The 12,527-nt window shown below is 62.7% G+C and carries 11 protein-coding genes; 6 read left to right on the top strand and 5 right to left on the bottom strand.

Annotated elements, in window-relative coordinates; genetic code table 11:
* Positions 1–59: 59 nt before the first annotated feature.
* The 5 genes from tssE to CBM2586_RS22140 form a co-directional block, all read right to left on the bottom strand.
* On the bottom strand, positions 60–533 hold the full coding sequence (gene tssE, locus CBM2586_RS22160) for a type VI secretion system baseplate subunit TssE (RefSeq protein WP_115664801.1): 474 nt from the start codon (positions 531–533) through the stop codon (positions 60–62).
* Between the two features lie 60 nt (positions 534–593).
* Positions 594–1,097 (bottom strand): Hcp family type VI secretion system effector, encoded by a 504-nt coding sequence (locus CBM2586_RS22155; RefSeq protein WP_012355844.1) that lies wholly within the window; start codon positions 1,095–1,097, stop codon positions 594–596.
* 94 nt (positions 1,098–1,191) lie between these two features.
* A complete protein-coding gene (gene tssC / locus CBM2586_RS22150) occupies positions 1,192–2,682 on the bottom strand; it encodes a type VI secretion system contractile sheath large subunit (RefSeq protein WP_115689807.1) in 1,491 nt (496 codons plus the stop codon).
* On the bottom strand, positions 2,675–3,190 hold the full coding sequence (gene tssB, locus CBM2586_RS22145) for a type VI secretion system contractile sheath small subunit (protein ID WP_115689805.1): 516 nt from the start codon (positions 3,188–3,190) through the stop codon (positions 2,675–2,677). Before tssB ends, tssC begins: the two co-directional genes overlap by 8 nt.
* A 36-nt stretch (positions 3,191–3,226) precedes the next feature.
* Positions 3,227–3,808, bottom strand: coding sequence for a tetratricopeptide repeat protein (locus CBM2586_RS22140; RefSeq protein WP_115689803.1), 582 nt, complete (start codon positions 3,806–3,808; stop codon positions 3,227–3,229).
* Positions 3,809–4,197: 389 nt separating this feature from the next.
* Between CBM2586_RS22140 and tssJ the strand changes: the two genes are divergently transcribed.
* The 6 genes from tssJ to CBM2586_RS22110 all read left to right on the top strand — a co-directional run bounded on the left by tssJ (position 4,198) and on the right by CBM2586_RS22110 (position 12,527).
* Positions 4,198–4,803: a type VI secretion system lipoprotein TssJ gene (tssJ, locus tag CBM2586_RS22135; protein WP_115666444.1), complete on the top strand. Its 606-nt coding sequence runs from the start codon at positions 4,198–4,200 to the stop codon at positions 4,801–4,803.
* Between the two features lie 38 nt (positions 4,804–4,841).
* Positions 4,842–6,188, top strand: a complete 1,347-nt coding sequence (tssK, locus tag CBM2586_RS22130) for a type VI secretion system baseplate subunit TssK (protein WP_115664810.1) — start codon at positions 4,842–4,844, stop codon at positions 6,186–6,188.
* A complete protein-coding gene (gene icmH / locus CBM2586_RS22125; protein WP_115664812.1) occupies positions 6,185–6,979 on the top strand; it encodes a type IVB secretion system protein IcmH/DotU in 795 nt (264 codons plus the stop codon). The genes tssK and icmH overlap by 4 nt, the downstream gene beginning before the upstream one ends.
* Before the next feature lie 78 nt (positions 6,980–7,057).
* Entirely contained in the window at positions 7,058–9,883 is a 2,826-nt protein-coding gene (locus CBM2586_RS22120) for a type VI secretion system Vgr family protein (protein ID WP_115689801.1), read from the top strand.
* Positions 9,884–9,906: 23 nt separating this feature from the next.
* Positions 9,907–11,451: a hypothetical protein gene (locus tag CBM2586_RS22115; protein ID WP_115689799.1), complete on the top strand. Its 1,545-nt coding sequence runs from the start codon at positions 9,907–9,909 to the stop codon at positions 11,449–11,451.
* A complete protein-coding gene (locus CBM2586_RS22110; RefSeq protein WP_115689797.1) occupies positions 11,448–12,527 on the top strand; it encodes an Imm71 family immunity protein in 1,080 nt (359 codons plus the stop codon). The genes CBM2586_RS22115 and CBM2586_RS22110 overlap by 4 nt, the downstream gene beginning before the upstream one ends.

Genomic DNA, 12,527 nt, shown 5'->3' with positions numbered 1-12,527 from the left:
CAGGTACGCAGCGATGGAGGTCGGTGGCTCCGACAGCCAACCTGACGCGCCGCCGCGCGTCAGCTCCGCCCTCGCGTGACCGAATACTGCAGCGTCGATGGCTGCAGCATGGCATCGAAGCTGACCGGCTCCCGCGCGGGACCCACCAGCAGCACTGCACTGATGCCGAAGCACAGCACGCTGGTGGCCCGCTCGTTGACCGACAGCGCGACGTTGACGTTCTGCAAGCGCGGCTCATGGCGCTCGATCGCATTGCGCAACGACTGGCAGATGTACTGACGGTCATCGAAGCTGGCCAGGCTCAGCCCCGCGAAGTCATTGAGGCCATAGGTCAGCAGCGACCGGCGGCATTCGGGCAAGCCGTTGAAATCGGCATCCTCATGGACGATGCGCGTATTCAGCAGCGCCTCGATATCGCGCGCGACGGCCGCCTTCAGCTCCTCCAGCGACAATTGCCGCAGCGCGCTGGGCAGCGGCGCGTGCGGCTCGTCGTCGAAGAGCTTGTCGAGCAGGCTGGGCTCAAAGCCTTTCATGGAAGCGAACGAGCAAATGCCGCGGCAACGCTGCCGCGGCAAGGCTTGACTGCAGGAACGTCAGACCGAGTAGGTCTTGTCGTTCTTGGTCAGGCTCCAGGCGCCCTGGGAGTTGCCGCCCTGGTTGCCGCCGATCTTCTGCTGCGTGTACTTCCATTGCACGGCAGCGTACTTCAGCGTGAAGCTGTCGCTGGGGATGCCCTCGGCAACCACGTTGGCCGACACCGCACCCAGGATGGCGTTCTTCAGCTTGATCTCCAGGTACTTGACGCGCTTGCCTTCACCGTCGGCACGCAGGAAGTCGATGGTGACTTCGTCGAACGTGGTGCCGCCCGACACATGCTGGTACAGCAGCGGGCTGACCACGTCCAGATCCTTGGTGAACACCATCTCGCCGTGCTCGCAGCGCTCGGCGGTATGGCCGCCGGCGGTCGACGCGGTGGCCGAACGCGGCTGCGTGATGCTGTGCTTCCAGGTGTTGACCTCGATCCAGTCCTTGTGGTCCTTGTCTTGCGATTCGCCCTTTATTGCCGGGCTGCCGAACTTGACGTAGATATCCTTCATGGAAAGACCCTCGATGAAAATCGCTATTTAGGCTTCTTGCCAGTTTCCTGGCATTGCTAGGTACTGCGCCCGCATTCCCCCGCAGGGATCACGGTCAGGAGTTTGCCGCTTTCGGCAAATCCGCAACCAGCCGCAGCGAGATCGAAAGTTCGTCAAGCTGGAAGTGCGGGCGCAGGAAGGCGACGGAGCGGTAGGTACCCGGCTTGCCGGGTACCTCCGACACCTGGATCGAGGCCTCCCGCAAGGGGAACTGTGCCTTCTGCTCCTGGCTGGCGTTATCGTCCAGCAGAACGTATTGGGAGATCCAGCGGTTCAGGAAGCTCTCCACGTTCTGCGCTGAAGCAAAGCTACCGATCTTGTCGCGCATCATGGCCTTAAGGTAATGCGCCACGCGCGACACGGAGAAGATGTACTGCAACTGAGCCGACAGCACGGCATTGGCGTTGGCGCTGTCGGTGTTGTACTTCTTGGGCTTCTGCACCGACTGGGCGGCGAAGAACGCGGCATAGTCCGAATTCTTGCAGTGCACCAGCGGGATGAAGCCGAGGTCGCTCAGTTCCTTCTCGCGGCGATCGGTGATGGCGATCTCGGTCGGGCACTTGAGCGCGATCTCGCCGTCGTCGGTCTTGAAGGTATGCGTCGGCAGGTCTTCGACCAGGCCACCGCCTTCGACGCCGCGGATGGCTGCGCACCAGCCAAAGTCTTCGAAGGCCGCGGTCAGGCGCGCGCCGAAGGCCCAGGCGGCGTTGCACCAGAGGTATTTGCCATGGTCGGTGCCGTCCACATCCTCGACGAAGTTGAAGCCCTCCACCGTGGTGCCATCCTTCGGGTTGTACGGCAGGCGCCCCAGGAAGCGCGGCATGGTCAGGCCGACGTAGCGCGAATCCTCGGATTCGCGGAACGACTTCCACTTGGCATATTCGACGGTATCGAACACCTTGGCCAGATCGCGCGGCTTGCCAAGGTCAGCGAAGGTCTCCAGGCCAAGCAGCTCCGGCGACGCCGACGCAATGAACGGTGCGTGCGAGGCGGAAGCCACGTGCGACATCTGCTCGATGAAATAGACGTCCTCGGGCTGGCGCGTGATCTCGTAGTCGCCGATCAGCGCGCCGAACGGTGCGCCGCCGAAGGTACCGAACTCTTCCTCGTAGACCTTCTTGAACAGCGCGCTCTGGTCGAAGTCGATCGCGGTCTTGAAGTCACGCACCAGGTCGCGCTTGGTCGCGTTCAACGCCTTGATCTTGATCATCGTCCCGGTCTGCGTTTCCTTGACCAGGTACGACAGGCCGCGCCACGTACTTTCCAGCTTCTGGAACTCGGGCGCATGCATCACGGCGCTGAGCTGCGCCGAGATCAGCCGGTCCAGCTCGGCCACGCGCGCATCCAGCGTCGCCGACAGGTTGTCGGACACCACCACGGTGCCGTCCAGCACCTGGCTGACCAGCTCGCCGATGATGTCCTTGGCACGCGCATGCTCGGAATCCGACTTCGCCACCTTGCTCTGCTCGACGATCTCGTCGAGCAGGTTCAACGTGCCGACAGCCGCACCGGGCTGGGCCACTCCAGCGGACTGGTTATCAAGCATCGTCGCCCCCGTTCCTGGCATTGGCACCGAGCTTCTGCAGCGACTCGGTGTTGGTCAGGACTTCCGACAGCAGGTCTTCCAGCTTGTCGTTGCCTGCCAGCTTGTTGCGCAGGTCGGCCAGCTTGGAGCGCGCCTCGAGCAGCTTGCGCAGCGGCTCGATCTGCTCGACCACGGCTTCGGGATTGAAGTCTTCGAGGGAATGGAACTTCAGCTCCACGCCAAACTTGCCGCCTTCCTCGGAAAGCGTGTTCGGCACCTGGAACGCCGCGCGCGGCTCGATGCCGGCCATCACGTCGTCGAAGTTGTCGCGGTCGATGTTGACGAACTTGCGGTCGCGCAGCTTGGGCTGGACCACTTCGGACTGCCCCGACAGGTCAGCCACCACGCCCACGACAAAGGGCAGTTCCTTCTGCTCGATGGCATCGCCCTTCTCGACGTCGTACGTCAGTTGCACGCGCGGGGGACGCACCTTCTGCAGGCGCTTCTGGACACTTTCTTTCTTGGCCATCACTACTCTCCGATCTGGCGGAATCCGGTCTGAATATCAGCGCAGGGCGCCGAACGGGTCTGCGCTGCCGCCGCCCGACGCTGCGGGCTGGGCCGGTTGCGCCGCGGCGGCCGTCGGCTTGGCAGGCGCGGCACGGCGGCGCGGGGCCGGCTTGGCCACGGGCGCGGCATTCTTGTCGCGCGGGAACAGCACCTGCTCGCCCAGCGTGTCGCGCAGCATCTGGGCCAGCAACTGGGCGTCGGAGCGGACGTCGCCAGCCAGGGCGCTGTCGGCGCGCAGTTCCTGCAGCGAGCGGCGCGCCACGCGCAGGCCGCTTACCGCCAGCACGCTCTTGGCCTTGCGGTCGGTGGCGTCGCGCTGCAGCGCCTCTTCGGCCGCGACGATTGCTTGCGGGTAGTGCTCGGCGCCGAACTGGATCTGCGCCATGCGCGACCACGGCTCTTCGCGCGTCGGATTGTTCTTGGCGATCTGCTCGAACAGGCTGAGGGCCTGGTCGCGCTGGCCGCTGGTCAGTGCCGCCTCGGCCTCGGACATGCTTTGCATGAACGACTCATCGCTCTGCGGCCCCGGATTGAAGGTTGCGCAGCCGGCTAGCAGCACGGCGGAGCTGGCCAGCATCACCAGGGTGCGTTGGATTCCTGACTTGGGCTTGTAGTCGTTCACGGCGAGTCTCTGTGAAAGTTCGAGATTGCGGCGGGGCGATTCGGGCGTGGCCTTGGCGAGATTCGCGCTAGGAAAAATGCCAAATGCCAAGAATGCCAGAACTGTGTTGAACCAGAATTGGCCGGAATAGTACACTCTGCCGCTTACGGCTGACAACCGATCGGAAGATATTGTCAGCATTAGTACTTTTTGGTAGTTCTCTACCATTTTGTCGGATTGGTCCCAAACTGCTGAATTAGATGCTTCTAAATCCTGTCATGCGCCAAATTGAATTCGGCCGGCAACCGGGTAGCGAGCCAGCACAGCAACGCCCGTGTAGTGCCGCCGCGGCTGTTCCAGGCAGGCTGGCCGCAGGCCTGGCGGCGGTTGCCTGTACCGCGATGCTGACAGGGTGCGCGGTCGGCAGCACGCTGCTGGCGGGCGCGGCCAGCGGCGCGCTGGAGGCGGTGGGACTCAAGCCCTCCAACCTGCCGGAATCGCAGAAGCCGCCGCGCGAAGTCCCGCTCAAGCTGTACGCGGGCACCAACCTCAATGCGGCGGCCGATAACCGGCCCGCGGCCATCGTGGTGCGGCTCTACAAGCTGAAAGACCCGACCAGCTTCCTGCAGGCGCCATTCGATGCCTTCATCGACCCGCAACGAGAGCAGAAGACACTGGGCGCCGACCTGGTACAAGTTAGAGAGATGACTCTAATTCCTGGCCAGCGCTATGAAATCGTGGAAAAGGTTACGCGCGAGGCAGGCACGTTCGGCGTGGTGGCACTGTTCCGCAGCCCTGCCCCGCAGCGCTGGAAGTTCGCCTTCGACACCGCCAAGAGCGAGAAGTCCGGGGTGACCATCGGCCTGCACGCCTGCGCCATGACGCTGACCGTCGGCGATGCCATCACGCCGGCGGGCGCCGCGGCCAGCAGCAACCTCAACCTTGTATCTGCCGCGGGCTGCCGTACCTGACGCGGCACCGGGCACCAACAACGACAACCAAGGCAAACGTGAGTTATTCCGCCAAGATTCTGTGGGGCGAAGGCCTGTTTCTGCGGCCCCAGCATTTCCAGCGGCAGGACGCGTACCATGAGTCGCGCCTGCACGCCACCGCGCAGGTGATCCAACCCTATGGCTGGGGCGTGCGCAATGCCGGTTTCGACACGGATGCACTCGCCAGCGGGGTGCTGCGCGTGACCGAGCTGTCGCTGTTCTTCCCCGACGGCGAACTCTATTCCGCGCCCCAGGCCGATGAACTGCCACCGCCAGTGGTGCTGGACGCCATGCCCGCGGGCACTTCGGAACTGACCTTCTACCTCGCCCTGCAACCGCTGCACGATGCCGGCGGCAACTACCGCGACGACGTGGAAGGCTCGCTGTCATCCCGTTATATCGGCCTGCAGACCGATACGTCGGACCTGTTCACCGAAGCGGAGCCGGCCGCCATCACCTACCTGAAGAAAGCCGTGCGGCTGGTGGCTGAGACCGAGCCGCGCGACCAGTTCATCTCCCTGCCGGTCGTGCGCATCCGGCGTACCGCCACCGGCGGCTTTGAACTGGACGAGACCTTTGTCTCCCCGAGCTTGTCGATCAACGCGTCGGCGGTGCTGTACCTGCGCCTGCGGCGGCTGATCGACGCTCTTCAGGCCAAGGTCAACGCGCTGTACGGTTTCCATCGCGAACCCACCAAGAACATCATCGAGTTCCGCTCGGGCGATATCGCGTCGTTCTGGCTGCTGCACACAGCCAATGCGTCCTTCGCCGCGCTGGCGCACCTGTTCCACCATCCCGAACTGCATCCCGAGCGCCTGTTCCAGGAAATGCTGCGCCTGGCCGGCGCTCTGATGACCTTTTCCAAGAGCCACACGCTGGCCGATCTTCCCGTCTATGACCACGACAGCCCGGGCCCCGTCTTTGCCCGGCTGGACAGCATCATCCGCGACTTGCTCGATACCGTCATCTCCACGCGCTACTTTTCGATCGCGCTGGACGAGACCCGCCCCTCTTTCCATCTGGGGCGGCTGGATTCCGGCAAGATCGACGACAAGACCAGCTTCTACCTGTCGGTCAGCGCGGATATGCCCGTGGCCGAGCTGGTCGAGGCCATTCCAAGCCGCTTCAAGGTCGGCGCCCCGGATGACGTGGACAAGCTGGTGCTGTCGTCGATGCCGGGTGTGCCGCTGAGCTACACGCCGCAGGTGCCGCCTGCCATCCCGGTGCGTCCGGGTGCGTGCTATTTCGCGATCGAGTCGCGCGGCGCGCTCTACGACCGCATGCTGCAGGCCCAGACCATCACCATCTACACCCCGGCCGGCATCCGGGAACTCAAACTTGAACTCATCGCGGTGACATCATGAGCGCTACCTCCACACCCTCGCTGTTTGGTGCCTCCCCGGTCGGCCAGCCATCCCCGGCCGCCGGCGGCTCCGCCGATGGCGCCATGCACGCCCGCACCCTGCTCGATCTGCTCTACGATGGTTTTTTCATGCTGTTCCTGCTGCGCAACGGCCAGCAACCGGGCAGCGCCGAAGAGTTCCTGCAGAAGGTGCGCGAGTTCCTCGATGACTTCGAGCGTGGCGCCAAGCGGCTCAACGTCTCGGCGGAAGACATCTTCGATGCCAAGTACGCGTTCTGTGCCGCCATCGACGAAACCATCCTCGCGTCGAACTTCAGCATCCGCAGCACGTGGGAGCGGCGTCCGCTGCAACTGGTGCTGTTCGGCGAGCAACTGGCCGGCGAAGGCTTCTTCACCAAGCTGGAAGAACTGCGCGCGCAGGGCGCCCCGCGCCTGCAGGCGCTGGAAGTGTTCCATATGTGCCTGCTGCTGGGGTTCCGCGGCAAGTACATCCTGGAGGGGCCGGAGAAGCTGGCCTACCTGACCGCGCGCCTGGGCGACGAGATCTCGGCAATCAAGGGCAAGCGTGCCGCCTTCGCCCCGCAATGGCCGATCCCGGACAAGATCTCTCACGCGCTAAAGCGCGAAACCCCGCTGTGGATCTTCGGCGCGGTCTTTGCGTTGATCGCCCTGCTGGCCTTCCTTGGACTGTCGACTACGCTGCGCTCGCAGACCAGCGACACGCTGCAGGGCTACTCGCAGGTGATCAAGCTGGGCCCGCGCTATTCGCACCTGACCATCTCGCTGCCCTGATGCCGCGTTGATGCCATCGATGACGGTCTTGCCGCCTGCTTGACCGCCTACCGTCCCCTCTAGCGCGACGATGCTCCGATGAAGCCCTTGTCCTCTTACCCCTCCTCCGCGATGGCCGCGCTGTCCGGCCTTCTCGGCCAGCGCACGCGCCAGATCACCCTGGAGACGGCGCTTACCGCAGACGACCTGGTCGTGGAGCGCTTCGTCGCGCAGGAGGGGGTCTGCACGCCCTTCCAGCTGCAGATTGATTGCCTTAGCCCGTCCGCACACCTGGACACCGCGCGCCTGGCCACCGAGGAAATCACGCTGCGCCTGATGCTTGCCGACGGCACGCGCCGCGCCTGGCACGGCTATGTGCAGACCTGCGCGGCCATCGGCGGCGACGGCGGCCTGGCCCGCTACCGCCTGACGGTGGGCACCTGGTTCGATCACCTGTGCGCACGCACGGATTGCTACGTCTACCAGGACAAGACTGCACTGGAGATCATCGAAGACGTCCTGGCGGATTACCCGCTCGCTCAATTCCGCATGGCAGTTGGCCAGCCGATGCGCAAGCGCTCCATCTGCTGCCAGTATCGCGAGACGGACCTGGCCTTTGTCACGCGCCTGCTGGCCGAGGAAGGCCTGTCCTACCGCTTCGAGCATCAGCAGGACGACGCCGAAACGTCGGCCCAGGACGACAAGCCCCAGTCCCGCCATTGCCTGGTGATCTTCGACACCCAGGCCGAACGCCCCGCCTGCGCGCAGGCCAGCATCCGCTTCCACCGCAGCGCCGCGACCGAGCGCGAAGACGCCATCGACCACTGGTCGCTGCAGGCAGCCACCGGCACCAATGCCGTCACGGTTGCCTCGTGGGACTATAAGTTCCTGGCCGCGACAGCGGGCGATGGCAGCAGCGAGAGCCTGGGCGAATGGCCGACGCTGGAATCTTTCGAGACCCGCGGCACCTATCGCTTTCCTGACGCCGACGCGGCCCGGCGCGCCGCGCAGTTGCAGGCGCAAGCGCATGAAAGCCGCTACCTGCGCTATGCGGGCGAAGGCAGCGTGCGCGCCCTGGGTGCCGGCGAACGCTTCACCCTCACCGGGCACTTCGATACCGCCGCGAACGAGTTCGTCACCCTGGCCGTGCGCCATGAGGCCGCCAACAATCTGGGTGCCGAAGTAGCATTGCTGCTGGGCCTGTCCGACATCGAAGCCGGCAGCTACCGCAACCGCTTCGAAGCCGTGCGCGCCGATGCGCCGACCGTGCCGGTGTACTCGCCCAAGCCCACCGCTCCGGAAGGCCAGCCTGCCGTCGTCATCGCCGAAGGCGGCGCCCCGCTGACCACCGAGCGCGACCATCGCGTACGCGTGCGCCTGCCCTGGCTGCGCGCACCGATGGCTGACCCCCGTGCCGACACCGCCGCCGACCCGGCCCAGGACGACCTGACCCAGGTCACCGCCTGGGTGCGCGTGGCCACCGCCGCGGCCGGCCCCAACTGGGGCGCGCATCACCTGCCCCGCGCCGGCACCGAGGTCATGCTGACCTACCTCGATGGCGACATCGACCGTCCGATGGTGGTGGCGCAGCTGCACAACGAACAGGACGCCCTGCCCTGGCCCGCCAGCGAGGCGCCGCTGAACACGGCGCTGTCCGGCTGGCATTCGCACAACCTCGCCGACGGCGGCTACAACCAGTGGGTGGTCGACGACAACACCGGCCAGTTGCGCATGCGCCTGGCCAGTTCCGCCGCCGATACCCAGCTCAACCTTGGCTACGTAATCGCGCAGCCGCCAGCGAGCGGTGAACGCGGCGCCTGGCGCGGCACCGGCGCTGAACTGCGCACCGACGCCTGGGCCATCGTGCGCGCCGGCAACGGCCTGCTGCTGTCGACCACCGTCCAGGCGAGGGCCGGCGGCACCATGCTCGACATCCGCGAGGCGCGCGGGCAGATCACTGCCGCAGAGCGTACCGCCCAGCGCCTGTCCGATGCCGCCACCTCGCAGCAGGCGCTGCCGCTGGGCGCCGTCGCCGCCTTCGAACCGCTGACCAAGGCCATCGACCCGCAACAGGACGGCAGTTATCCGGACCGGGTCAACGAGCAGGACGCCAAGCGCCCGGATACGGGCACCGCCGCCGAGCGCTTCGGGCAACCGTGGCTCCTCGCGGAATCGCCCAGTTCGATCGCACTGGCCACGCAGGCCACCACCAGCATCTTTGCCGGACGGCACCTGCTGGGCCTGGCACAGGCTGACTGGCATGTCGGCGCCGGCAACACCGTCGCCGCGGCGGCAGCCAAGGGCGTGAGCCTGTTCAGCCAGCACCATGGCATTCGCGCGATTGCGGCCGGCGGACCGGTTTCCATCCAGGCGCATACCGATGCGCTGGCTGTCATGGCGGACAAGGCCGTGACGGTGACGTCATCGACCGACGGCATCGAGGTGCTGGCGCAGAAGAAGGTGGTGCTGCACGGCGGCTCGTCGCGGATCGTGCTGGACGGGAATGCGATTACGTTTGAGACGCCGGGGTTGTTGTCGGTGAAGGGGGCTGGGCATCCGTTGGTGGGGGCTGGGGGGAGTCCGGCGGAGTTAGCGGCGCTGCCGGTGGGAGCGATGTCGCCCTCGACGCTAATGCTTGATCACCGCTATCACGACGACGAAGGCCTTGCGGGCGCCCAGTACTTTGCGAAGTTCGCTGATGGTTCTCAACGTCAGGGAACGCTCGATGCGCAGGGTCGCGCCGTCATTGAAGGCATTCCTCCTGGGCCCGTGCAAGTCAGCTTCGGCCCGATGCCGGGCGCGTTTGAACGCAAAGACAAGACACCGACGCCGGGGCACGACCCTAATCCGACGGAAACGAAGTTAGCCAGCCTGGTGGACAAATACCTGTCCACTTCCACGGATGCGGAAGCAAAGTCCGCCTAGCCTATTGCCAGAAGCAAGAGAACATGCCTTCAGTTGCAAACACAACGCCACCGGGTGGCCTGACCTGGAGTCGCTTCCGTGCCATCTGCGCCGACGTCGGCAGTTGGACGTGGGGTACGGTCCAGGGCGCCTTCAATGAGAAGGCAAATTTCTCGCAGATCATCGTAGACGCCGTAATCGGCATGATCCCACTTGTTGGCGACGTGACCGCCGTTCGCGATATTATCGCCGTCGTTATCGGTTTGGTCGACAAACCGGAAAAGCGGGAAAGCGTCTGGGAGTGGGTGCTGCTCGTTGTGCTTGTCGTTGCCTTGATTCCTGTATTCGGTGGCGTCGTCAAGGGCGTGGGCCGCATTCTGATCAAAGTTTGCAAGGAAGCCGCTGCGCTGAAGGGCGCTGCGCGGGCCGCGAAGCTGCTTGAAGGTGCCAATGAAATCATCGCCTTCCTGAATCGCATAGGTGTCAAGAATGCTGAACGGTGGCTACTGAAGCTGCGTTTTGCAGATCATCAGGCAGCGATCATGGAGCGATTCGCGGCATTGATGAACAATCTGTATACGGTACTCGGGCAAATCAAGAGCAAGACTGGTGCTGCGATTCCATCCGCCTTGCTGCGGCGGATCGATGGCCTGCGTAGTGGATTGCTACAACTCAAAGCTAAGGGGAATGAAATGATCCCCAAGGCGATCAAGGAATTGGATCAATATCTGAGGGAGGTCCAAGCCTACATTCGGTCTGGCGGCGAGTCGACAAGTCGGAAGACGATGCATCAGGTGGCCACAGGGCAGCGGGTCGTTACTCGGGCCGATGAGGCGAGGTTGATTGAAGACGGCGCATTGCCTGTGCGCACTGCCAGGGGTGGCTGGAAGCAGAATGAAGCTCTCGTTCGAGCTCCGGAAACTTGGAAGAGCAAGTATCGACCGGCTCCTGGATATCCTGACCTTACCGCCCGAGCGTCATCGGACGGAAAATTTTATCCCGCCATTCGCGCTTATAGCGGAAGGTTGGTCAATCGTGAACTGAAGCAGGGCGAGAGAATATTTCGATTCTTTGGACCTGAAGGAACAACTCACGGTAAGAAAATAAATGAAACGTTCCCTGGTGGCGCTTGGTGGGGCCTTGGCGCACCGCCGAAGTCCGCAAAGGAATGGCGCGAAGGAGCAGCCGTATTGGATGAATTCAACCGCGATGGCTTCTTCGTCACTGGAAGCGTGAATGGGAAAACCGGACCCAAGGCGGTAGTCGGGACTGTCGCAGAGCAACGTGGCAAGATGCTACCAGGGCAATACCTTCCCGGAGGGGCAACTCAGGCGTTCTTCTTCCTTGATAAGAGAGTTTCCGACGCGCTTGAAACATTTGGAAAGAAAGTTCTTGCGTCCGGAAAAGCGATGACGTGGACAGATGAGGTCAGTGGTCTGACTTTTCGCATCGCTCCCACGGGATGGACTGATGCAAACGGTATCTGGGGATACAAGTCGCCGTTTGGAAATGGCACTATTCAAACTCTACGGCTTGGTGCGCGCGAAAGAGCGACGAAAGAAAACCAACAAGTATTGGTAAAACCATGAAACCAAGCCAAATTAACAATCTCCATCTCCCCAACGACGATGAACGGCGAAAACTCTTTCATTGGCTCAAGCGAATCAGTTCGTACACAGCATGGAAACGCATTCTTGGATACTACGAGATCTGGACGCTCGCTATCGAAAACTGCAGGAAACTGGCAAGCAAACTAAATAAAGAACACTCTTCTCAAATCAGCGAATCTCACTATATCGATGTGCTGAAAGGACTCGCACATTTCGAGGATGCAATACTTCGACTTAAACGCGGTGACAAGCGAGTTTTCAAATATGACGTAAACGGCCTGTTTTCAATGGCAGATCGGCCTCGCTCATATTGGGGAAATTACCTGGTTCGTATAGAGTGGAGAGAACATCCAGCAGTCGAAGAAGCCAGTACTCCTGGAGCAATGAAATTTCTCGATGCCTTTAATGATCTCTCTCAGGCTTGGGGAGAATGTTCCGACATACTTGAAAGCGAGTGGCTTGATGACGCCGCCCCGCTTAGCTTTGGCAACTGGCTGCAAGATCAACTTGCGAGTATGCATTTCCCCAGCTTTTTGTCCGATGTACCCGACCCCAAGGTCGCGGCGCTCGTCTCAACTGGGCACACCATTCCTTGCTTCGGCATTTGGGAACCTGTCGAGGTTACGAAATCAGGCAAGTTCTCGCTATTCAAGAAAAAAGAAGAGCCCAAAGGGCCATTTCCGATCATCGGATGCATGAATTACTTGCACGCCGGCTCGCCGGCACCAGCGGCAAGGTATGAGGATGAGGATGAAAGTTACTCCGAACCTGTGACGTGGCGTCTCCTATGGAAGGATACGCGTTACGAGGATGGCTCCATCCCCGCGGAGGAAGAGGAGTATGTCTTCCAGAAACCAACTGGAGCCAAAAATAATCCTGCCCCGCCAAGTGGAACGGATAGCCCCATGATTTGGTTTGAAACGGGGCAACCTGCCCCCAAAGCGGGACGTTGGCTTCCAGAAGATGACCTCTCCGCTAGCATCGTCGTGCAAGCCGGTGAAAAATTTCCGATGCATCGAGGCCGCTCTACTCGGTGGGTCTTCTCGTCCAAATAG

Source organism: Cupriavidus taiwanensis (genome assembly GCF_900250115.1).
Taxonomy (GTDB): Bacteria; Pseudomonadota; Gammaproteobacteria; order Burkholderiales; family Burkholderiaceae; genus Cupriavidus; species Cupriavidus taiwanensis_B.
This window is presented reverse-complemented; position numbering and strand designations above follow the sequence as displayed.